Here is a 23,394-nt window from a genome sequence, read left to right as displayed (position 1 = left end):
GGCGTGCCGGGCTCGATCGGCGACGTAGCTGATCGTCTCGTGTCCTCATAATGGAGGACGCCCCCAGGACTGGGGTGGTCCCCCATAGTGCGGACAAGGCTTGTACCCCGATAGAAAGGTCTGTGTAGGGATTCTTGCCTGACCCGAACGGGCGAGCGCCACCCGAGGCGTACCCAGGTCCCTACTGTTTCCTGGGGGAAACTGTTGCTTACCCGACTGCAGTCCTTCTTTTCGCGCGCCCGAAAGCGCTCCGAAGCCCGCCCGGCAACCCGCCCGGCAACCCGCTCCGACAGGCGGCGCGGCGTGCTCCGCGCGCCCGCCGCTGTCGCAGCCGGTGTCGTCGTCGCCCTGATCGGCGGCCTCGCGCTCGGCGCGCCCGCGGCCAGCGCCGATGAGCTCGGATCCGGTGTGCTCAACCTGTCGAAGGTGGCCGGCACCGCGACCGTCAAGCCCGGGCAGCAGTTCGTCTACACCCTCAACTTCGGATGTTCGTCGACGACCACCGGCTGCGTGGATGCGACGCTCACCGACCCGATTCCGGCGCCCCTGGTCGTCGTGGGGACCCCGACCGTGGTCGGTGCCGGCAGTGTGACCACGACCGTCACCGGCAACACCCTGAAGGTCGTCTTCAAGGACAGCGTTCCGAACACCACCCCGGCGAGCACGGGTCTCGCCGCCGGCACGACCGGTTCCGTCCAGTTCCAGGTGAAGCTGCCGGATGACGCCGCAAAGTCCTATGACGGCACCGTGCTCACCAACACCGCCACGTTCACCGCCGCCAACGCCGCGACCGTCGCTGCCTCCGCTCCCGTCACCGTTCAGATCCCGGACGTGATCGCCGCAACGGTCACCAAGACCTGGGCGCCGTTGTCGACGCAGTTCCAGCCCGGCGAGGAGTCCACGGCGACCCTCGGCGTGCGCAACGGCTCGAACATCGACGCGTCCTCGCTCGCGATCGATGAGCCCGCCGACCCTGCCGCTGCCGGCAGCACCTTCAACTTCTACGACCTGTCCGGCTTCGGCGACGTCGTCTTCCCCGAAGGCGCCGACCAGGTTCAGGTCGTCGCGACCGCCGGCGGCGCCCCGATCGCAGGTCCGGTCGGCACGACCCCTGTGCTCCCCACCGGCGTCGACCCGGGCACGGTCACCGCGCTGCGCTTCGTCTTCAGCTCGTCCACCGGCGCGACCATCGTCACCGGCGGCACGGCCGGCTCCGTCGAGCTCACCCTGACGCAGCGCGCCGCCAACCGGGCGACCTCGGCGATCCTCGTCGTCGGCGGCACGCGTGTCAACACGATCGCGGGCGCCGTCTCGACGCCGAACGGCGACGCGCCGGCTCAGCCCGTGAGCGCAAGCCAGGTCATCGCACCGCTCACCGTCAGCGTCGCCGCCGACAAGTCGTTCGCGACCCAGCAGCTCCCCGCCGGCCAGTCGACCACCGCGAAGCTGACGGCGCGCAACACCTCGACCGGTGCGCTCACCTCACTGACCATCCGGGAGCCCGGCACGGGCACCTTCTTCACGAACGACGTCAGCTTCGGCGGCTTCGCAGCCGGCAGCGCGTGGCCCGACGGTGCGACCGGGGCCACGGTGAAGTGGTTCGTCAGCGGCGGCACTGCCCCGGCCGACTCGTCGTTCGCCGAGGGCGATGCACTGCCGTCGGCCCCCGCGGTCGACGCCGGGCAGTACCTCACCGGCTTCGAGATCACCTACACCGGCCGGATCAGCACCGGTGCCACGGCCATCGTCCCGTTCACGGTCGCAACCACGACGGCCGCCGGACCGGCAGGCGCCGGCTTCACCCGCTACCCGAACGAGGCCATGGTGACCGGCGTCAACGCCGCGGGAACGGCCACCGACCCCGCGAGCGCAGACCTCGACGTCTACTTCCCCGAGGTCAAGCTCACCCTCGACAAGACCATCACACCGCAGACCGTCATCCCGGGCGGCACCAGCCTCGTGCAGTTGCAGGCCCAGACGCCGTCGGGCACGAGCTCGGTGCGGCCGGCGTCGATCGTGATCACCGAGCCGCAGAGCACGGCGACCGCTCCGTACTGGAACGCCTTCGACGCAGCCGCCGTCGCGCCGACCTCGGTCCCGAAGGGCTCGACCCTCACGGTCCGCTACACCACCGACGGCACGACCTGGAAGACGCTCGAGACGGTCGACGCGACGACCGCCGCGAAGACGTACTCGCGCGTGCTCGACGACGTGCTCCCGTCCGGCACCTCGCACTCCGACGTCGTCGGGCTCCAGTTCGCGTTCGCCGATGCGAGCGGCTTCGGCCAGGCGACCGCTGTGAAGCCCGGCATCGTGTTCGTCGCCCGCGGCGAGCTGCGCGACGGCAGCGGCGTCACGAACCCGGGCACCTACCCGACGCTCACCCCGTACGACAACTGCGCCAGCGCGCAGGCGAGCGGCACCATCAACGGCGGCACGCCCATCGACAGCGCCGTCGCTGTCGACTGCGCCTCCGCGAACGTCCAGGCGACCGACGGCGGCCCCGGCCCGCTGATCGCCTCGAAGGCGTGGGACGGCACCAAAGTGCTGCAGGCGCAGTCGAAGACCACCACGGGTGTCACGCTCGGCTGGGGAACCCAGACGTCGGGCATCACCTCGATGACCATCCAGGACCCGGCGGCCGAGTCGCCGCTCTCGGGGAGTGTGTTCCAGGCGTTCGACCTGGTGCGCATCGACGCCATCACGCCCACCTCGACGGCGGGTGCGACCTACGATCCGCTCATCCGCTGGGATGCGGTGTCGAAGGTCGAGCTGTTCGATGGCGCGAGCTGGGTCGACATCACCAGCAAGGCCTGTGCCACCGCGCAGGCCTGCCGCGGCACCTTCCCCGGCTACACGCTCTCGACCGCCGAGCGTGCGTCGACCCAGGGCGTGCGGCTCACCGTGATCGAGCGTCCCGACCGCGCCGACGCGATCGCCGCATCCGGTGACGCGACGGCCCCGTTCGTCGGTTCGGGCGTCGCGAGCGCCTCGGCCGGCGCCTTCCCCGGCGCGAATCCGGATGCCCGCACGATGCACCTCGATCTGCAGCTCCGCAACGCGGTGCGCAACAGCGCGATCGACGACTGGGTGACCGGCGCCCGCACCTACAACATGGCCGGGTCGCCCGGAGCGGTCGACAACACCGTGAAGGTCACCGGCCAGCCCGCGTCGGGCGCACCGTTCACCCGCACGGCGGCCGACCACGTCACCATCATCGACCCGATGTTCACCACGAAGGTCACCAAGTCGGCGTCGGCGACCAGCCTGGTCATCCCGCAGCCGGATGTCCCAGGGACCGCCTACCCGACGACGACCTACACGACCACCATCGAGAACACCTCGACGACGAACACCTGGCAGCTCCGGCTGAGCGACCCCGTGCAGTGCACGAACGCCGCCGCGAACGCGCCGTGCGTCTTCGGGCCGTACGTTGCGGCGAGCAACCCGTTCGAGACGCTGAACCTCACCGCGATCAAGATCGACCTCACCAACGCCGCCGGGGTGCAGCCGTCGCTGAGTCAGGTCTCGCTGCTGCACCGCGCCGCCGACGGAACCCTGTCGACCGAGAACGTGAGCCTTGCCGCCGCCGCTGCGAAGTCTGCGACCGATCTGTCCGACGTCGTCGGCGTCAGCGTGCTGCTGCGCGGCACGAACGCGCAGGGCGCCGACGGCTCCGGCGGTTCGATCGCACCGGGGCAGAAGGCCACGGTGACGTTCGCCACTCAGCTGCGTGATACCGCGCGGACGACCGGCGTCACCCCGATCCCGTCGACCGTTCCGAATACCGCGTTCGGCACGCTGCACGACGAGGTCTACCCGACTGCGGATGCGGGCGACAGCGACAGCGCCAACGTCGCCCTGGTCAGCGGCAACATCGCCGTGACGGCTCGCAAGAGCATTACCCCGACCAGCACACTGCAGGCCAACCCGGTCTCGCCCATCACGGTGCTCCTCGGGGCGCGCTCGACCGGGACCATCTCCCCGAAGGTGCTCGTCGTCGAGGACTCGAAGGCCACCTTCTGGAACGCCTTCACCCTCGGGTCGTTCAGCATCCCGACCGCGCCCACCGGGGCGAACCGGGTGCTGGTCGAGGCGCAGACGGGGCAGGGCGCCGGCGCGACCTGGCATGGCACGAGCGGGACTCCGACGACGCTCGCCGCGGCCGCGCTTCCCTCCGATGTGACGGCGGCCGACGTCACGGGCCTCCGATTCACGTTCAGTCGCGCCGATGGCGCGAGCTTCGCGGCCTCGAACAATGTGGACAACATCCAGCTGAAGGTCTCGCTGCGCTCCACCCTGCGCGACGGTTCCGGCCCGGTCACCTCGACCATCGTCGCCGCCCCGATGCCGGGCGAGACCGCGGCGGGCACGGTCACCGACACGGTGTTCGCCGACGCCGCGTACAACGCCATCCACGCCACCCGCGCCACAGCCACGGCGACCTTCACGGTGACGCCGGGAACGGCGACGATCGCGGTCGAGAAGACCTCGCCGGGGCAGGCGGCGGCCGGGCGTGAGGTCCCGTGGACACTGCGATTCAAGAACACCGGCACCGGCTACCTGCCGAACCCGGTCGTGACCGACACGCTGCCGTCCGACGGAACGCTCCTCTTCGTCCCGACCAACGTGCCCGTCTACGCCACCTCGATCGGGGGAACGCTCCCGACCGACGGTGCGACGATCACCCGCACCTACGACCCAGCGGCCGGAACCATCCGGTTCGTCTGGCCCGCCGGCTCCCGCCTGGCGCCGGGGGAGACCTACTCGATCACGCTGACCCTGCAGATCAAGCCGGGCGCGAACCCCGGCACGACTGCGCTCAACACCTTCGGCGTGACCAGCGACCGCACCTTCGCCGGATGCACGGCCCTGAACGCCGGCAACGGCCGCCCGGTCTCGCTCGCGAGCAACACCTGCAGCACGAACAACGTGGTCACCACGCTGGCGCAGGGATCGTTCACGGCATCGAAGGGCGTCAGCTCGACGACCGGCAAGGCGCAGAACATCGCGAACCCCGCGGTACCCTGCACCTCCGACGGCGACGGCTTCTACCGGTACCCGTGCGCTGCGGTCAGCGCGATCGGAGCGACCGACACCTGGAAGCTCGAGATCGTGAACGGCGGCAACGTCGCGGCCCGCAACCTCGTCGCGATCGACGTCTTCCCGCATCCGGGTGATGTCGGCGTCGTCGACCCGTCGCAGCGCGGATCGGTCTTCTCCCCCCGCTTCAACGCCGACCTCGCGTTCACGCCGAGCGCGGAGGCGGCAGGCTCGTCGATGGCGTGGTTCGTCAGCACCGCCGTGAACCCCTGCGTCACCGAACTCACCCCGGGCGGCGCGGCGTGCCCGGCCGGATCGTGGATCCCGTCGAGCGCGGTCGGCGACACGATCGACGCGGGCGACGTCACGGGCGTGAAGCTGGCGTTCGACTTCTCGCGGGCTTCCGGCGGCACACTCGCTCCCGGAGCGGTGCTCAAGGTGACCTACTCGTCGACCAACGTGCCGACGACCACGGCCGGCGACGACCGGGCCCCGGTCTCAGCGCCCGTGACCGGTGTGCGCGCCTGGAACTCGTTCGGCTTCTACCCCACCTACGTGTCGGGTTCGCAGCCGGCCGGACCCCAGGAGCCGATCAAGTCGGGCGTCATCCTGACCGGCGGTTCCCTGCGCATCACCAAGGCGATCACCGGACCGGGCGCCGCGTACGCGCCGACCAGTTTCGTGGCGGATGTCGCGTGCACGGTCGACGGTGCGATGGTCGACCTGGGCGCGGCCTCGTCGGTGACCCTGAGCGACGCGAACGGCTACGCGGCCAGGGTCGACGGGATCCCCGTCGGCTCGGTGTGCCGCGTGACGGAGCACGGTGCCGAAGGCTCGTACGGCGAGTCGACCCGCACGGTCACGCCGGCGAGTGTGACGATCCGCACCTCGGGCTCGAGCACGGATGCCGTCCCCGCCGACCAGTCGGTCGCGATCGTGAACGACTACGCCGTGACGGCGCTGACCGTCACGAAGAAGGTCGACACCGCGGCGACCGCGGGCACGTTCGGGCCGTTCGACTTCACCCTGAGCTGCGTGGCAGCGGGCGGTCAGGCCATCCCGTTGCCGGCCGGGGACGCCGCGTTCTCGCTCGCCGACGGCGGCTCGCACACGATCGGCGACCTCCCTGTGCGAGCGCGCTGCGAGCTGACGGAGACGGGGAGCGACGGCGCCGCCACGGCTCCGAACCACGTCGCCATCTCGGTGAACGGCGCGGCGGAGACGACCGGCCCGCAGGCGACCATCACGATCGCGAATGCGGCCGGCGGCAACACCGCGCTGGTCACGAACCACTACGCCGCGGGAACGCTCTCGATCGCCAAGACCGTCGACGGGGATGCCGCCGGCGACTTCGGCGGCGGCCCGTTCACGGCTCACATCACCTGCGTCTACGGCACGCAGACGCTGTTCGACGGGGATCTCTCCATCGTGGGCGGGGAGACCGAAGCCGTGCCGCAGACGTTCCCGGCGGGAACCTCGTGCGCCATCGCCGAGACGAAGACCGGCGGAGCCACGTCGACGACGATCGACACCCCGACCGTCGTCATCCCGGGCAACACCGACGGGACGGTCGCCGCGGTGACCGTGAACCTGACGAACACGTTCTCGGCCGGCTCGGTCACCATCGAGAAGGTGCGCACGGGCGACGGTGTCGCGACCTACGGGTCGGGACCGTTCACCGCACAGCTCGTCTGCACGTGGCAGAAGGACGGACAGCAGTTCACCATCCCGCTGCCCGGTGGAGGCGTCGTCACGCTCGACGCGGCGAACGGCTACACGGCCACCGTCACGGGACTCATCCAGGGCGCCCACTGCGACGTCACCGAGACCGCGACGGGCGGGGCGACCTCGGTCGTGGTCGCGCCGGCATCCGGAGTGACCGTGCCGGCGGGCACCCCGGCCACGGTGACGATCACGAACACGTTCGGCACCGGCTCGCTCGCCATCGTCAAGAAGCGCATCGGCGACGGCGTCGAGAAGTTCGGCGCCGGACCGTTCACCGTCACGGTCGACTGCACCTACGTCGTCGACGGTGTCGTCACCCCGATCGAGCTGGGCGCCAACGGCACGATCAGCCTGTCGAAGGACAACGGCTACACGGCGACCGTGCCGAACCTGATCGCCGGCGCCCGCTGCGCGATCGTCGAGACGGATGCGGGACTCGCGACCGCGACGACGATGGATCCGGCTGACGGGGTGGTCACCATCGGTGCCGGTGCGACCGCGACGGTCACCGTGACCAACACGTTCGACGTCGGTCACCTGACGATCCGCAAAGATGCCGCGCGCGACTCGGTCTCGCTCGGCGACACCATCGTGTACACGATCACGGTCACCAACGACGGCCGGATCGACGCGCACGATGTGAAGGTGACGGACACCATGCCGGCGCCGCTGCGACTGGTGTCGACCGCGCCGACCGCTGCGGTGTCGGGCCGGATGCTCACCTGGACGATCGGCGCCCTGGCCGTCGGCGCGAGCACCACGTTCACGGTGGAGGCGGTGCTGACCTCGCCGGCCGACACCACGAACCGCGTGACGGTCGAGAACCCGCCGGGACCGTGGACGCCGCCCACCTCGCTGACCCCGTGCGCCGACGACCCGACGGCCGCCTGCGCAACGGTGGTCGACCCGCCGCGCGCGGGTGGCAGCGGACTCGCCTCGACCGGCTCGGACGTGAGCGGGTTCGCCCTGCTGGCCGGCCTGGCGCTGCTCGCGGGAGCCGCGCTCCTGGTGGCGAACCGCCTGCGCCGTCTGCGTCGCCCTGGTCGCCTGGGTGGTCGCTCCTAGCCACCGGCAGCGTTCCATGAGGGGTCCCGACACGCCGCATCCGTAAAGGATGGGCCGGCGTGTCGGGACCCCTCGTTCGTCCGGGGGGGAGGGTGTGGACGATGGGCACGGGTGGGAGGATGCTGGAACACGGAGGCAGCCGACATGACAACACTTCCCGATCGTCCGAACACGGCACTCGTGATCCTCGACGTGCAGAACGGCGCCGTCGAGGGCGCGTACGAGCGCGACGCCGTCATCGCGCGCATCCGCTCGCTCGTCGACCGAGCGCGCTCCGAAGGCGTTCCGGTCATCTGGGCCCAGCACTCGGATGAGGAGCATCTGCCGTACGGCAGCGAGGCGTGGCAGTACGTTCCGGAGCTGGTGCGCGAGCCATCCGAGGCGCTGATCGCCAAGCAGTACGCCGACGCGTTCGAAGAGACCGAGCTCGAGGAGGCGCTCGCTGCCTCGGGGGTCGGGCGGCTCGTCGTCGCCGGGGCGCAGACCGACGAGTGCATCCGGTCGACCATCCACGGCGCGATGGTGCGCGGCTACGACGTCACGCTGGTGGGAGACGCGCACACGACCGAAGACCTCAGCGACTGGGGTGCGCCGACGCCCGACAAGGTGATCGCCCACACCAACCTCTACTGGGACAACCACCGCGCCCCCGGCCGCACCGCCGCCGTCGTCCCCACCGCCGACGTCGCGTTCTCCTCTCGCTGAGCGGCGCCCGCCCACCTCTCGTTGAGCGGCGGCAAATGCGCCTAAACACGCCGAGGGACCCTGCGTTCGCCACCCCTCAACGAAGCCAACGAAACCGGATGGCGTCGAACGGTCCCGCAGAATAGAGTCGTGGCTTTTCGCGCGACAGACCGGGTGGTGCCCGTTTCGGTGAACCGGATCGAGATCGAGGCCGAGGTGCCCTTCGAGACGCTCCGGCGCGCGTTCGAGGCCGAGGTTCCGCCGCTCGACGAGGAGCGCTTCCGGGAGTTGGTGGCCGATGGCGCCGAGTGGCGGGCGTTCCAGCAGGCGGCCGGCGGCAACGGCATCCACAGTTTCGTGACGTTCTGGCGCAACTACCCGAGCGCGATCATGAAGGTCGGCGGCGCGGACATCCCGAGCGCGAGCTACCTGATCGGCGACTACGCGACGGCGGCCAGGATGTTCCGGCACGACGCCGGCGTCATGCTCTACGCGCCGCTCCGCCTCGAACTGCACGCGAACCGCTCGGGAGGCACCGTGCTCACCGTCGACCAGCCGAGCTCGCAGCTGACCAGCCTGCAGAACAACAAGATCACGCAGACCGGCTACGAACTCGACCGGATGCTCGGCGACCTGCTCGAGGAACTCGGCCTCCCGCGTCCCGCGGCACTCCGCCGCTAGTCGCTCCGCCGGTAGCCGCTCCGCCGCCAGGGGAGGGCAGGGCGCGTGAGAGTACAGCGCCGCATCCGGATCTGCGAGCAGATTTCGGGACATGACTCCGTGTTGAGTTTTCGGACCCCGGATGCGCGACACCGGCGCGCGACGAGTCTTAGCGTGGTGCCACTCAGCCCGTCCCCAAGCCAGGAGTTCAGCATGCCTACGCGTTCCAACTGCACGGCCTTCGACCCGGCGAAGGCGGGGTCGCTCCGATGACGCGCTCGCCGATCTCGATCGTCGGAGTGAGCGGGAGCCCGACGCATCCGTCGCGCACGACCACGTTGGTGCGCGGTGTGACCGAGGCGTTCGCGGACGCGGTCGGCGGAACGGCGACGGTGATCGAACTGGCGCCGCTGCTCGGCGAGCTGGGGGCGGGTCCGTTCCGCAGCCAGCTGGGCCCGAACGTGCAGGCCGCGCTCGAGGCGGTCGAGGCGGCCGACATCGTGGTGGTCGGGTCGCCCGCTTACCGTGCGACATACACCGGCCTGTTCAAGCTGTTCTTCGACCACATCGGGCAGTACGCGCTCGTAGACAAGCCGATCGTGCTGACGGCCACGGGCGGCAGCGAACGTCATGCCCTGCTGGTCGAGCACCAGATGCGCCCGCTGTTCGGGTTCTTCCAGTCGCTCACTTTGCCGCTCGGCATCTACGGGAGCGAGCGCGACTTCGAGAATTACGAGATCACGTCGGATGACCTCAAGGAGCGCATCCAAGTGTCGATCTCGCGCACGCTGCCGCTCATCCGCTCGCACATCGACCCGGAGACGTACGCCGCTCCGGCGACGTTCGCGCGGCCCGACGCGTTCTGAGGCAACCCCGTTCGACCGCGGCCGCCGCCGGCAGAAGCCTCGGCTGAGTCGCTGTGTTTCGTGCCGGCGTGCGGCGCGCGCCCCGAGTTCGTAACCTTGCCGCATGACTGAACTCTCCGGTGACGCTCAGGACTTCGAGACGCGGCAGATCCACGCAGGCGCCGTCGTCGACGCGCAGACGAACGCGCGGGTCACGCCGATCTACCAGACGGCCGGATACGTGTTCTCTGATTTCGACGACGGAGAGGAGCGGTTCGCCGGGCAGAGCTCGTTCCGTGCGTACTCGCGCAACGAGAATCCGACGAACGCCGTGGCGGGGCAGCGGATTGCGAACCTGGAGGGCGGCGTCGACGGCATCGTCGTCAGCAGTGGGCAGGCCGCGATCGCCGCCACGCTGTTCGCGCTCGCTCAGGCCGGCGACCACATCCTGGCGACCCGCTCGCTGTACGAGGGCACGCGCGAGATGTTCCGGGGTGCGCTGCGACGGCAGGGGCTCGAGGTCGAGTACGTGGCCGACGACGCAAGCGAGGACGAGTGGGCCTCGCGGGTCACCGCGCGCACGAAAGCGATCTACACGGAGACCATCCCGAATCCGCTCAACCAGGTCGTCGACCTCGAGCGGCTGGCCCGCGTCGCCCACACCGCCGGGGTGCCCCTGGTGGTCGACAGCACCGTGGCCACGCCCTATCTGTGTCGCCCGATCGAGTGGGGCGCCGACATCGTCATCCACTCCACCTCGAAGTGGCTGGCCGGGCATGGATCGGTCATCGGCGGTGCCGTCGTCGACGGCGGCCGCTTCGACTGGGAGGCGAACGGCGAGCGCTTCCCGCACCTCGTCACGTCACCGCGGCCGGGGGTTGCGTCCTTCGCCGAGCGGTTCGGCGCCGGTGCCTTCCTCGCCTACCTGCGCACGGTCACCGTGCTGGAGTACGGGCCGACCGTGCCGCCGACCAGCACCTTCCTGCTCCTGCACGGCATCGAGACCCTGTCGCTCCGGATGGACAAGCACATCGCGAACTCGCTGGCGGTCGCCGAGTGGCTGGCCGAGCAGCCGGAGGTGGCGGCGGTGGCGTATCCGGGCCTTCCGTCCGACCCGTTCCACGAGCGGGCGGAGCGCTATCTCCCGCGCGGCGCGGGCGCGGTGGTCACCATCGATCTGGCGGGCGGCCGCGACGCTGCACGCCGCTTCATCGACGCGCTCGAGCTGGTGAGCCCGATGACGCACATCGGCGACGTGCGCACGCTGGCCATCCACCTCGGCAGCACGATCCACGCCAAGCTGACGGAGGAGGAGCGGCTCGATGCGGGCATCACTCCGGGGCTCATCCGGTTGTCGATCGGGCTGGAGAGCTCGCGCGACATCATCGCCGACCTGCAGCGCGGGCTGACGGCGGCCGGGCGCTGAGGCCCTCCGGGCTCAGCCGACGGCGACCGAGACCGGCTCCGTGACCTCGGCACCGGATGCGGGGAGCACGGAGGCGATCCGGCGCACCGCCTCCACGATGGTCGCGGGGTCGCAGGCGATGTTCATGCGGGCGAACCCCGCTCCGCCTGCACCGAAACTGGGGCCGGAGTTCAGCGCGATCCGCGCCCGCTGCAGCAGTTCGGCGGCGGGGTCGTCGCCCAGCCCGAGCGCCCGCAGATCCAGCCAGACGAGGTAGCCGGCGTCGGGCTCGACGACGCGCACGCCGGGAAGGTGGGCGCTCACCTCGGTGCGGAGCGTCCGGAGGTTGGCCGCGATCCGGTCGACGGTCTCGTTCAGCCAGGGGAGTGATGCGTAGGCCGCGATGTTCGCGTGCAGCCCGATGATGCTCGTGCGGGCGGCCAGCTCCTCGGGAAAGCGGGTGAGCATGGCGGCCGTGTTCGCATCGTTGGCGATGGCGACCGCGCACTTGAGGGCGGCGAGGTTCCAACCTTTGCTGGCGGAGGTGACGGTCACCGACCGTGCCCCCGCCCCAGTACACGCGACCGCGAAGGGGGTGAAGGGCGATCCGGCGTGCGCGAGCGGGGCGTGCACCTCGTCGCTCACGACGAGCACGTCGTAGGTCGCGGCCAGACGCGCCAGCTCCGCGAGGCTCTCGGCGCTGTGCGAACGGCCCGTCGGGTTGTGGGGGTTGCACAGCAGGATGGCGTCGACACCCGACGCGAACGCCTGCTCGATGGCGGGCAGGTCGAGCGACCATCCGGCGTCGGCGCGCAGCGGGACCTCGACGGCCTCGGCGTGCGCTTCTCCGACCATCTCGTAGAACGGCGCGTAGACGGGCGGCGTCAGAACGACGCGACCACCGGTGGCGGGAAGTCCGAGGCGCAGCGTCTCGAGCACGCCGACGGTGACGTCGGTGGCGAGGTGCACGCGCGACTCGTCGACGCGCCAGCCCCAACGGGAGTCGGCGAACTCGGCGAAGGCAGCGGCCAGCGGACCGGGTGCGTCGAGGTAGCCGGTGTCCGACCGCAGCAGGTGGTCGATGGCGGTCTGAGCGATGTCGGGTGCGAGCTCGAAATCCATCTCGGCGACCGACATCGGAAGCACGTCGGCTTCGAACCGGTGCCACTTGATGCTGGTCCTTCGCGCCCGGAGGTCGGCGAGAGGTCGCGCGTTCGTGCCGCTCATTGCACAACTCTCTCTCCGAGTCGGCGGAACGGCCAGCCACGCCGTCAAAAAGTGAAACAGTCCGAGGGCAGGTTCCGGCCCGTGTGGTGCACGGGTAGCGTGTTTCGTCGTCGGCCCGCGCGCCGCCGCTGCGTATCGACGGGAGAAACCATGTCGCTGTCATCCGAGTCGATCAGGACGCTCGAGGAGGAGGGCCTGCGGTTCGTGCGCGATCTCATCCGCATCGACAGCGTCAACACCGGCGATCCCGAAACCGTGGGCGACGGGGAGGCGCGCGCGGCACGCTACATCCAGGATCGGCTCGAGGAGGTCGGCTACGACGTCACGTACGTCGAGTCGCGTCCCGGCCGCGGCAGCGTGATCGCACGGCTGCAGGGCAGCGACCCCGGGCGCGGTGTCCTGGTGGCGCACGCCCATGTCGATGTCGTTCCGGTGGACGGGCAGGAGTGGACGCATCCGCCGTTCGGCGCCGAGATCCACGACGGTCTGCTCTACGGGCGCGGCGCCGTGGACATGAAGGACTTCGCCGGCACGCTCGTCGCCGTCGCCAGAGCATTCAAAAGGGAGGGGATCGTTCCCCAGCGCGACGTGATCTTCGCGTTCTTCGCCGACGAGGAGTCGGGTGGCACGTGGGGCGCGCGCTGGCTCGTGGAGCACCGCCCGGAGCTCTTCGCCGGCGCCACCGAGGCGATCAGCGAGGTCGGCGGATTCTCGGTGCCGCTCGGCGGGCGTCGCGCGTACCTCGTCGCCACCGCCGAGAAGGGCATCGTCTGGGCCAGGGTGCGCGCACGCGGACGGGCTGGTCACGGTTCGCGGCCCACCGCGGACAACGCGGTCGTGCGGGTCGCGCAGGCCGTCGTCGCGCTCGCGGCCCACCGGTTCCCGGTCGAACGCACGTCGGCGCTGGATGCGGTGCTCCGGGCCGCGGACGTCGCCGACGTGCACGCGATCACCGATGAGACGATCGACGAGGTCGTCGCCGGGCTCGGACTGGTCGCGCCCCTGATCTCCGCGACGCTCAGGGAGACCGTCTCGCCGACCGTGCTCGCGGCCGGATCGAAGACGAACATCATCCCGGCGCTCGCCGAGGCCACGCTGGATGTGCGGGTGCTTCCCGGGCACGAGGACACCTACCGGAGCGAGGTGGAGGAGATCGTCGGGGAGGGAGTCGAGTTCGAGTGGGGCGACCTGATCGCGCCGATCTCGTCTCCGGATGACGCCGCGCTGGTCGAGACGATCGGCGAGGCGATCCGCGCGGACGACCCCGACGGCATCGTCGTCCCCTACCTGCTGCCGGCGAGCACCGACAACAAGCATCTCGCCCGGCTGGGCATCCGGGGCTACGGCTTCGTGCCCCTGCGGGTGCCCGACGACTTCGATGTCTTCGGCGAGTTCCACGCGGCCGACGAGCGCGTGCCGGTCGATGCGCTCGCCTTCTGCGCGCGCGTGACCTGGTCGATCCTGGCGACAGCCTGAGCGGTTTCGGCTCGGCAGCGCGCATCGAGCTGCCGTGTGCGTCATCCGGCGTCGCATCCGCAACAGGGCGTAACGGAGGCTTGTGGGCGCGGGCGATGCAGGCTTCGATGCCACACATGCCGAACACCCCTCTCGAAGACACCGCAACCGCCGTCGCGGCCGAGCCCGAACTGATCACGCCCGGCGAGGGCGCGGCCCGCGTCGAGGCGGGGGCGCTGCTGATCGACGTGCGCAGCCAGGCCACCCGCGACCGGGTCGGCGCTTTGACCGGCGCCGTCGTGGTCGACCGCGAACGCCTTCCCGAACTCTTCGGGAAGGACTCCCCGGAGCGCCTCATCCAACTCGCATCGACCGACCAGGAGATCGTGGTCGTCTGCGGCTCGGTCGACGGCTCGCGTCCCGTCGCCGAATGGCTCGGCGCGAACGGCTTCGGCCTGGTCGCCCATGTCGAGGGCGGCTTCCCCGCCTGGAGGGAGGCGGGCCTGCCGACCGGCGCCGGGACGGAGGCTTCTGCCGACCCTTCGGTCTGAGCCTCCCACCATCGCGACGTACCCAAGTGGTCCAAGGGAACGGTCTCATAGCCCGTCATCCGCAGGTTCGAATCCTGCCGTCGCGTCAAATCACGACACGCCGGAAGCGCGCGCGTCCGTCGTATTTCCGGCCGCCAGATTCCTGGCGTTTCTGTGCCCGGCGTGCGGCCGCAGAGCACCCCTTCTCGCCGGAGATCCGCGAGAAATCAGGCAACTCGCGGCACCGTCCCGGTGGTCGCCCCAGGCGCGGATGTCGGTGGTGCCCCGTATTCTGGGGACATCGAAGAAAAACTTCCAAAACACTACATGTAGTGGAATGACAACACTGTCATTAGGGTTATATAGTGGGTGAACACCGCACGACGCGGTGACAAAGACTTCTAGGGGAGGCCATCATGGACTACGAAAACAGCGACAGCGTTGGCGGCTACTCGGTTCCCGTCGACCCCATGGACATGCTGCAGTGCGACAGCTGCCAGTAACCAGCTAGCACCGAGCACGGAACCCCGTCGGCCCTCGAGGCCGGCGGGGTTTCTGCGTCCCCGCCGGGGCATTCCGTTGAGGGGCGGCAAATCCGCCTAAACACGCCGGCGGAACCTGCATTCGCCACCCCTCAACGAAGAGGGCCGCCAGGACGGCCGGTCGGAGCGCCGGCGCGGCGGCGTCCCCGCCCCGGGCCACGCCGCAACGGCGCATCCGTAGAATGGTCGGGTGCCAGTGAACCCAGACATCCAGGGCCGGCAGTTCCCGCCGACAAGCCCGTACCTCGTCGGCCGGGAGAAGATCCGCGAGTTCGCGCGGGCCGTGCTCGCCACCAACCCCCTCCACTTCGACGTGGACGCCGCCCGCGCCGCCGGGCACGCCGACCTCGTCGCGCCGCCGACCTTCCCGGTCGTCGTGCAGGAGAGCACCCTGGCGCAGCTCCTCGCCGAACCGGATGCCGGAATCGACTTCAGCCGCGTGGTGCACGGCGACCAGCGCTTCACCTACACCCGCGCTGTCGTGGCCGGCGACGAGCTCACCGCGACCCTCACCGTGGCCAGCGTCAAGAGCCTCGGAGCCCACTCGATGGTGACCGCCGAGTCCGTCATCGTCGACGCGAGCGGCGCGCACGTCGTCACCGCGACATCCACCCTGGTCGTTCGAGGAGACGAGTGATGCCCGAGTTCGACACCCTCACGGTCGGCGACGTCGTCGCGGAACGCGACTACCACCTCACGCGCGACACCCTCGTTCGCTACGCAGGCGCCTCCGGCGACTTCAACCCCATCCACTACCGCGACGACGTCGCGACCTCGGTCGGTCTCCCCGGGGTCATCGCACACGGGATGCTCACCATGGGCCTCTCCGTGCAGCCGGTCGTCGACTGGGCGGAAGACCCCGCCCGCGTCGCCGACTACCAGGTGCGCTTCACGCGCCCGATCGTCGTCGACCCCGCCACCGGCGCGGACGTGTCCGTGACGGCCAAGGTCGGCCAGCTCGATGCCGAGGCCCGCGTCGCGCGCATCGACCTCACGGTCACGTTCGACGGCCAGACCGTGCTGGGCAAGGCGCAGGTGCGCGTCTCCCTCGCCTGATGCCCACGAAACCGATGCGCCCCACGGAGCAGGCATGACCGACGGATCGCGTCCCGAGGGTGCTCTCGTGCCGCCCGCCCTGTCGACCCTCACCACCATGCAGGTCGGCGGGGTTCCCGCGCGGCTCATCGAGCCCCCGACCCGCCAGGCGCTCATCGAGTCCGCACTCGAGATCTGGGGCGAGGGCGACGACTGGCTGCTGCTCGGCGGCGGTTCCAACACCGTGGCGAGTGACGACGGCTTCGACGGCACGGTCATCCGGGTCGTGACCCGCGGCATCGAGCGGCTCGACGCGGAGCCCGGGCGCATCCGGCTTCGCGTTCAGGCCGGTGAGCCGTGGGACGCGCTGGTCGCGCACACGGTGCGCAACGGCTGGTCGGGCATCGAAGCGCTCGCGGGAATCCCGGGCTCGACGGGCGCCGCGCCGGTGCAGAATATCGGCGCCTACGGTCAGGAGCTCGAAGCGAGCCTGCTCGGCGTCGAGTTCCTCGACTACGAATCCGGCGAACTCAGCTGGCTCGCGCGCACCGATCTCGGGCTCGGCTACCGCACGTCGGTGCTCAAGCGCGGGATGCGCGGCGTCGTGCTGTCCGTCGACCTCGAACTGGCCGACGGCAACGACCCCAGCGGGCTCGGAGCGCCGCTCAGCGCCCCGATCGCCTACGCGCAGCTCGCCGACACGCTCGGTGTTCCGCTCGGCTCGCGGGTGTCGGTCGCCGAGCTTCGTCGCTCGGTGCTGGCCCTCCGCGCCTCGAAGGGAATGGTCCTCGACCCGGACGACCAGGATTCGGTCAGCGCCGGATCGTTCTTCACCAACCCGATCGTGTCCGAGAACTTCGCGCGGTCGCTGCCCGCGAACGCACCGCGGTGGCCGATAACGCCGCCGGAGCCCGACACGGTGCTCGGCATCGAGGGCGGTGTCGTCTACCCGCAGGACATCCCGGCGCTCGCCGACGGCCCGTACGACGTCAAGCTCAGCGCCGCCTGGCTGATCGAACAGGCGGGCATCCGGCGTGGCTTCGGTCTGCCGGGGTCGCGCGCCGCGATCTCGAGCAAGCACACGCTCGCGCTCACCAACCGCGGCGGAGCGACGGCCGACGAGATCGTGCAGCTGGCGTCGTACGTGCAGGCGCGCGTGCAGGCCGAGTTCGGCGTCGTGCTGCATCCGGAGCCGATCCTGGTCGGGATGGTCCTGTAGCGGGGTCGCGCCGCGGGCCGCTCTCGGCCCCTCCCTAGAATGGCCCCATGGCCACCACCACCCGGATGCTCGTGCTCGGCGTCGCGCGCATCTTCGCTCCGGCGAACGGGTACCAGCTGCGCCGTGAGCTGGTGTCGTGGCACGTGGACGACTGGGCGAAGGTCAATCCGGGCTCGATCTACTCGATGCTCTCCACCCTCACCCGGCAAGGGATGCTCGAGGCGCACGCGCTTCCCGACGGCGCCCGTACGGTCACGGTCTACACGGTCACGGATGCCGGGCTGGCCGAACTGGACCGCCTGCTGCGGGACGCCATCCGAGCCGTCACGCCGATGGATCCGACGGGCTTCCGCGTCGCCTTCAGCTTCGCGCCGCTCTTCGAGCGCACGGTGCTGGCGATGCTGCTGGAGGAGCGGTTGCTGGCCGTCAGGGCCCGCGCGGCCGTGCTGCGCGGAGAGGTCGCGCGACTGGATGCCGAGCACTTCGCGCCCCCGCACGTCGGGTACTCGGTGCAGTGGGAGACCCGGATGCTCGACGCCGAGGACGCCTGGCTCGTCGACCTGATCGCGCATATCCGGTCCGGCGGACTCGACTTCATGGACGAGCCGATGACCTGGACGCCCGCCCCCGACGACGAGGGCTGGGAGATGGCGAGAGAGACGGCGCGCTACCGCGAGCAACTCGACCGGATGCGCGAGGCCGAGGCCGCCCGCCCGCGCGGCTGACGCGCCCCGCCCGGCTGATGCCGCGCCGCGCCGCGCCGTTCCCGCCCGTCGACTTGCGTGAAATGCGCGGTCCCGGCACCCCGTAACCGCACATTTCACGCAACTCGGTCAGCCCGGTTGCCAGACCACTGTTCAAAGTTGAATAATCAAATTTGAACAATCCATCGAATTCGCTTGCACGCACCCGCGAACGGGCTCTATGGTGAGTCACGTCACTCGCGATATATCGCGAAATGCGATCCACGGTTCATGAAGCGATCTGCGCGCAGCGGCCGACGTACAGCGATCGGCAACCCGCGATCACGCCGCACGAACCACCGCCCGCGAGTCACGCGTCAACAGTCACCCATCCACCACCGAACGAAGGAGCCATGGTGATCCACGCCAGAGGACTCGCCCGAACATTCGACACCAAGCGGGGCAGAGAGAAGGTCGCCGTCAAGGCGGTCGCCGGTGTCGACATCGACGTCGAAGAGGGGGAGATCGTCGGCTTCCTCGGCCCCAATGGAGCCGGCAAGACCACGACTCTCCGCATGCTGACCACCCTGCTCAAGCCGACCACCGGCACCGCGACTGTCGCCGGTTTCGACCTCGCGAAAGACCCGATCAACGTACGCAAGAGCATCGGTTACGTCTCGCAGAGCGGCTCCACCGCATCCGAGGCCAGGGCGGGGGAGGAGATCGTCGACCACGGACTCCTCTACGGCATCAGCGCCGCGCAGGCCACCCGACGCGGCAAGGAGCTCTTCGAGCAGCTCGAGCTCGACGGGATGTGGTCCCGCCAGCCCAAGACGATGTCCGGTGGCCAGCGCCGTCGGCTCGACATCGCGATGGGCCTCGTGCACGACCCGCAGCTCGTCTTCCTCGACGAGCCGACCACCGGTCTCGATCCGCAGGCCCGCGCCAACCTCTGGACCCACATCGCCGACCTGCGCACCAAGCGCGGCAGCACCGTGTTCCTGACCACCCACTACCTGGACGAGGCGGACGCGCTCTGCGACCGCATCCTGGTCATCGACCACGGTTCGATCGTGGCCTCCGACACCCCGGATGCTCTGAAGCGCCAGGTCGCAGGTGACCTCATCGAGCTCGTGCTGCACGACGAGCGCCACGTGCCGACCGCGGCATCCCAGCTCGCGGCGATCGGCGGCGGTGAGCCTGTCATCGACGGGCGGGTCGTGAGCATCCGCGTGCCCGCCGCGGGCACCGAGCTCCCGCCCCTGCTGCGCTCGCTCGATGCCGCCGGCGTGGAACTGGCCGCCATCGAGGTGCGCCGCCCCACGCTCGACGACGTCTTCCTGACCATGACCGGCCGCTCGCTCCGCGAAGACGTCTGACGCCGCCGCCCCGATTCCCCAAGGACTCATCATGACTTTCGCCAACCAGACCTGGATCATCTTCCGCCGCCAGATGCGCCTCGCGCTCCGCAACCCCGCCTGGGTGATCATCGGCCTCGCCCAGCCGGTCCTCTACCTGTGCCTGTTCGGCCCGTTGCTCGAGCCGCTGGCCGCGCAGATCGGAACGGACAACGCGTACACGTTCTTCGTCCCCGGCCTGCTCGTGCAGCTGGCGCTGTTCGGCGCGCTCTTCGCCGGCTTCGGGCTCATCTCCGAGTGGCGCGAGGGCGTCATCGAGGCCGAGCGCGTCACGCCGGCCAGCCGCACCGCACTGCTGCTCGGGCGTGTGCTGCGCGACCTCGCTCTGCTCACCGTTCAGGGCATCGTGCTCGTCGCGCTCGGGTTCCTGTTCGGGCTCACCGGCTCGATCCCCGGCATGATCCTCGGCCTCGTGCTCACGGTGCTGCTCGGTGGCGCGTGCTCCGCGTCGTCGAACGCCCTCGCGCTGACCACGAAGAGCGAGGATGCGCTGGCCCCCATCCTGAACAGCATCTCGCTCCCTGTGCTGCTGCTGTCGGGCATCCTGCTGCCGATCAGCACGGCGACCGGGGCTCCGCAATGGCTCGTCACCCTCAGCGACTTCATGCCGATCAAGTACGTCGTCACGGGCATCCGGTCGCTGTTCACCGGCGACTTCTGGACGACCGCCGTGCTCTGGGGCGTCGTCTGGACGCTGATCCTATTCGTCGCCGGCCTCTGGGTCGGCACGCGCACCTTCCGCAAAGACAACGCCTAGCGCCGCCCGCCGACGCAATCGAGTCCGGGAGAAGTCGCTCGCCACGCGGCGCGCGACGTGATTTCTCCCGGACTCGATTACGACGGCCCTGAGGCTACGCGTGCGGCCCCGCGATGATCGCGCGGAGGCGCTCGATCGGCAGCTTGGGGCGGCGGTCGTCGGTGACGAGGCCGTTGGTCTCCTGGCCCGTATCGGCGAGCTGGGTGTAGCAGAAGCCGGCCAGCACCGGGCTGGCCAGCGTCGCCTCGACGAGCGCACCGACGCGGTCGCCGAAGTCCTCGGCGCTCGAGGCGGCCGAGTAGCCCCAGGCGCCGTCGACCTCATGGGCACGGTCGACGAACGAGACGCCTCCGAACTCCGTGAGCATCACGGGGGCCGAAGTGTCGCGCGTGCCCTCGACGAGCATGCGGCGGCCGGCGGGGCCGAGACCGTCGAACAGCGCGTCGATCGCCGACGCCGTTCCGTAACGCGCCGCGACGACCGGGCCTGACGATTCGTAATCGTGCACCGACAGGATGTCGGAGTTCACGTGCTCCCAGCCGTCGTTCGAAATCACCGGACGCGTGGGGTCGAGGGCCTTCGTGAGCCGCACGAGCGCGGCCGCGTAGTCGCGCATCCGGGCGTCGTGGGCGAGGTGCTGCACGCCCCAGCTCTCGTTGGTCGGCACCCAGGTGACGATCGACGGATGCGAGTAGTCGCGGTCCACGATGTCGGTCCATTCGCGGGTCATCCGGTTGACGGCCGTCGGCGTGAACTCGTAGGCGGCGGGGGACTCGCCCCAGATCAGCAGCCCCAGCGTGTCGGCGAAGAACAGGAACCGCGGATCCTCGAACTTCTGGTGCAGGCGGGCGGCGTTGAAACCGAGGTCTTTGATGAGCTGCGCCTCCGCGCGGAGGCCGTCGACCGACGGTGCGGCGAGGTGCGACTCCGGCCAGTAGCCCTGGTTGAGCACGGAGCGCACGTAGTACGGCCGGTCGTTGAGGAGGAATCGTCCGCTCGCGACGGCCGCCGAACGCAGCCCGAGATACGAGTGCACGACATCCGCACCGGATGCGCCACCCGCCGACAGGGTCACCTCGGCATCCACGAGCCGCGGGTGCTCCGGCGACCACAGCAGGTGCTCGTACGCCTGTCCATTGCGCTGCTCCGGCAGCGGCACGACGACCTCGACCGATCGGCCGGATGCGGGGAGCAGCACCGACCCGAGAGCGCGGCCCTCGAACGTGAGCGCGATCGAGAGCTCAGCACCCTCGGGCGCCGGACGCGTGAAACGGACGCGAGCGCCGACGGATGCGTTCACAAGATCGGGCGTCCAGTGGATGCGCTCGATCGCCACCTCGGGCACGGCCTCCAGCCAGACCGGCTGCCAGATGCCGGTGGTGCGGTGGTACCAGATCGCGTGCGGCTCGAGGTGCCAGTCCTGCTTGCCGCGCGGCTGCGACAGGTCAGCGGGGTCGTCCTCGGCGCGCAGGACGACGGCGGCGCCACCCGTGCTGCCGGCCGCGTCCCCGCGCACCAGTTCCGTGACGTCCAGTGAGAACGGTGATCCGCCTCCCTCGTGCGTCCCGGCGAGCATCCCGCCGACCCAGACCGTGGCCCGATAGTCGACCGCCCCGAAGTTCAGCATCAGCCGTGTCGACGCACCGTGTCCGGCCGCCGCGAGATCGGCCGCCGTCAGCTCGCGCCGGTACCAGACGACCGGATGGAATCCCGTGTCGCCGATTCCCGACGCCGGCGACTCCGGCGGGAACGGGACGACGATCGTGCGATCGAACTGGCCTGCGCCGTCGTCACCGAACCACGCCTCGCGCACCCCCGCGTCGGCATCGTCGTAAGCGAACGCCCACTCACCCCCGAGGTCGCACCACTGCTCGCGGACGAGTTGGGGCCGGGGATACGTTCCGTCGAGGGTGCTTGCAGCGTCGAAAGTCATGACCACTATCGTGCACTAGAAATGCAGCGCTGTAAAACAGCAATTCGTCGGCAGCGGGTGAGAACCCATCCGACACGTGGGGGACCGTCGTCGGCTCAGAGGGCCGGAGCGCTCTCCCTGGTCACCAGCTCGAAGTCCACCAGCTCGTGGCGTCCCATCGAGGTGAGTCCGTCGATCCGTTCCTGGAGCATCGTGAGCGCCCGGGAGGCGAGCGCAGTGAGGTCAGGTGCGACCGTCGTCAGGCTCGGGAACGTGACCGAGGTCATCAGGGTGTTGTCCCAACCGATCACGGCGACATCGCCGGGAACGCTGAGGCCACGCTCCTGCAGGGCGCGGAGGGCGCCGATCGCGGCGAGGTCGTCGCGGCACATGATCGCGTCGACCTGCAGACCGCTGTCGAGGGCCGCACCGATGTCGGTCGCGGCGTCGACGGGGGAGATCGCGTGCGTCGGGATGAGCATGGCCGAATCCGGGGTGATGCCGGCGGCTTCGAGGGCGGCCTGGTAGCCGGCGATGCGGAGTTCGGACGTGCGCGAGATCTGCGGGATCTCGTGGCCGGCGAAGGCGATAAGCCGTCGCCCCAGACCGAGAAGATGCTCTGTCGCCGTGCGCGCCGCGGCGACGTTGTCGATCATGACGCGGTCGATGCTGAGGGGTGCGGCGCCCTCACCGAGGATGACCATCGGGATGTCCGCGCGCGTCTGGGCCAGTTCGGTCGAGCTCATCACGGCCGGCTGGAAGATCACGCCGTCGACCAGGCCCGACTCGATCCCGGTGACCACGGCGCGTTCGCCTTCGAGCGTCGCGTCGGTCTGCTCGAGCAGCACGCGGTAGCCCTGCTCCTCGGCGAGGTCGGAGACGCGACGTGCGAGCTCTGCGAAATACGGAAGTGTGACATCCGCAAAGGCCAATGCAAGCAATCCGGTGCGGCCGGTGGCGAGGCGGCGGCCGAGCATGTTGGGGCGGTAGCCGAGCTCGTCGATCGCACGCTGGACGCGCTCGCGCATCTTGGGGCTGACGTGCTGATAGTCGTGGACGACGTTGGAGACGGTCTTCATCGAGACGCCGGCCAGCTCGGCCACATCCTGCAACCGGACACCGGCCATGGCGCCTCCTTCTTCGTCTCGAGAACTCTACTGGCCGCACGGCCATTTCAGGATTGTCCCCC

At 70.0% G+C, this 23,394-nt stretch carries 16 protein-coding genes and 1 tRNA gene; 14 read left to right on the top strand and 3 right to left on the bottom strand.

Features of this window, described 5'->3' with window-relative positions:
- Window positions 1-303 precede the first annotated feature (303 nt).
- From AC1DB1_RS01315 to AC1DB1_RS01295, 5 genes are all read left to right on the top strand, one after another.
- Entirely contained in the window at window positions 304-7,833 is a 7,530-nt protein-coding gene (locus tag AC1DB1_RS01315; RefSeq protein ID WP_477199499.1) for a DUF5979 domain-containing protein, read from the top strand.
- 144 nt (window positions 7,834-7,977) lie between these two features.
- Window positions 7,978-8,538 (top strand): isochorismatase family protein, encoded by a 561-nt coding sequence (locus tag AC1DB1_RS01310; RefSeq protein WP_477199498.1) that lies wholly within the window; start codon window positions 7,978-7,980, stop codon window positions 8,536-8,538.
- A 129-nt stretch (window positions 8,539-8,667) separates the two neighbouring features.
- A complete protein-coding gene (locus AC1DB1_RS01305; protein ID WP_477199497.1) occupies window positions 8,668-9,198 on the top strand; it encodes a hypothetical protein in 531 nt (176 codons plus the stop codon).
- 248 nt (window positions 9,199-9,446) lie between these two features.
- Entirely contained in the window at window positions 9,447-10,043 is a 597-nt protein-coding gene (gene msuE / locus AC1DB1_RS01300; protein ID WP_271177117.1) for an FMN reductase, read from the top strand.
- A 103-nt stretch (window positions 10,044-10,146) separates the two neighbouring features.
- The gene (locus AC1DB1_RS01295) at window positions 10,147-11,448 is read left to right on the top strand and encodes an O-acetylhomoserine aminocarboxypropyltransferase/cysteine synthase family protein (protein ID WP_477199496.1); all 1,302 of its coding nucleotides are present in this window, start codon (window positions 10,147-10,149) and stop codon (window positions 11,446-11,448) included.
- A 12-nt stretch (window positions 11,449-11,460) separates the two neighbouring features.
- Here AC1DB1_RS01295 and AC1DB1_RS01290 read toward each other — a convergent pair whose 3' ends face one another.
- The gene (locus tag AC1DB1_RS01290) at window positions 11,461-12,654 is read right to left on the bottom strand and encodes a MalY/PatB family protein (protein WP_477199495.1); all 1,194 of its coding nucleotides are present in this window, start codon (window positions 12,652-12,654) and stop codon (window positions 11,461-11,463) included.
- Between the two features lie 150 nt (window positions 12,655-12,804).
- Between AC1DB1_RS01290 and AC1DB1_RS01285 the strand changes: the two genes are divergently transcribed.
- The 9 genes from AC1DB1_RS01285 to AC1DB1_RS01245 all read left to right on the top strand — a co-directional run bounded on the left by AC1DB1_RS01285 (window position 12,805) and on the right by AC1DB1_RS01245 (window position 20,293).
- Window positions 12,805-14,130, top strand: a complete 1,326-nt coding sequence (locus AC1DB1_RS01285; RefSeq protein WP_477199494.1) for a M20/M25/M40 family metallo-hydrolase — start codon at window positions 12,805-12,807, stop codon at window positions 14,128-14,130.
- 116 nt (window positions 14,131-14,246) lie between these two features.
- A complete protein-coding gene (locus tag AC1DB1_RS01280) occupies window positions 14,247-14,660 on the top strand; it encodes a rhodanese-like domain-containing protein (RefSeq protein ID WP_477199493.1) in 414 nt (137 codons plus the stop codon).
- A 12-nt stretch (window positions 14,661-14,672) separates the two neighbouring features.
- Window positions 14,673-14,746: transfer RNA gene (locus AC1DB1_RS01275), tRNA-Met, on the top strand.
- A 625-nt stretch (window positions 14,747-15,371) separates the two neighbouring features.
- Window positions 15,372-15,818, top strand: coding sequence for an FAS1-like dehydratase domain-containing protein (locus tag AC1DB1_RS01270; protein WP_477199492.1), 447 nt, complete (start codon window positions 15,372-15,374; stop codon window positions 15,816-15,818).
- Window positions 15,818-16,237 (top strand): MaoC family dehydratase, encoded by a 420-nt coding sequence (locus AC1DB1_RS01265; RefSeq protein WP_477199491.1) that lies wholly within the window; start codon window positions 15,818-15,820, stop codon window positions 16,235-16,237. The genes AC1DB1_RS01270 and AC1DB1_RS01265 overlap by 1 nt, the downstream gene beginning before the upstream one ends.
- Before the next feature lie 34 nt (window positions 16,238-16,271).
- Window positions 16,272-17,435 carry a UDP-N-acetylmuramate dehydrogenase gene (locus AC1DB1_RS01260; RefSeq protein ID WP_477199490.1) on the top strand — a complete coding sequence of 388 codons (1,164 nt, stop codon included), beginning with the start codon at window positions 16,272-16,274 and terminating at the stop codon, window positions 17,433-17,435.
- 47 nt (window positions 17,436-17,482) lie between these two features.
- Window positions 17,483-18,160, top strand: a complete 678-nt coding sequence (locus tag AC1DB1_RS01255) for a PadR family transcriptional regulator (protein ID WP_477199489.1) — start codon at window positions 17,483-17,485, stop codon at window positions 18,158-18,160.
- Between the two features lie 371 nt (window positions 18,161-18,531).
- The gene (locus AC1DB1_RS01250) at window positions 18,532-19,497 is read left to right on the top strand and encodes an ATP-binding cassette domain-containing protein (RefSeq protein WP_477199488.1); all 966 of its coding nucleotides are present in this window, start codon (window positions 18,532-18,534) and stop codon (window positions 19,495-19,497) included.
- Between the two features lie 31 nt (window positions 19,498-19,528).
- Window positions 19,529-20,293, top strand: coding sequence for an ABC transporter permease (locus AC1DB1_RS01245; protein ID WP_477199487.1), 765 nt, complete (start codon window positions 19,529-19,531; stop codon window positions 20,291-20,293).
- A gap of 94 nt (window positions 20,294-20,387) precedes the next feature.
- Here the strand turns inward: AC1DB1_RS01245 and AC1DB1_RS01240 are convergent, their stop codons facing one another.
- Window positions 20,388-22,226: a glycoside hydrolase family 2 protein gene (locus tag AC1DB1_RS01240; protein ID WP_477199486.1), complete on the bottom strand. Its 1,839-nt coding sequence runs from the start codon at window positions 22,224-22,226 to the stop codon at window positions 20,388-20,390.
- A gap of 95 nt (window positions 22,227-22,321) precedes the next feature.
- Entirely contained in the window at window positions 22,322-23,332 is a 1,011-nt protein-coding gene (locus AC1DB1_RS01235) for a LacI family DNA-binding transcriptional regulator (protein ID WP_477199485.1), read from the bottom strand.
- Window positions 23,333-23,394 lie beyond the last annotated feature (62 nt).

The sequence above is a fragment of the Leifsonia sp. 10N434 genome (assembly GCF_056394405.1).
This window is presented reverse-complemented; position numbering and strand designations above follow the sequence as displayed.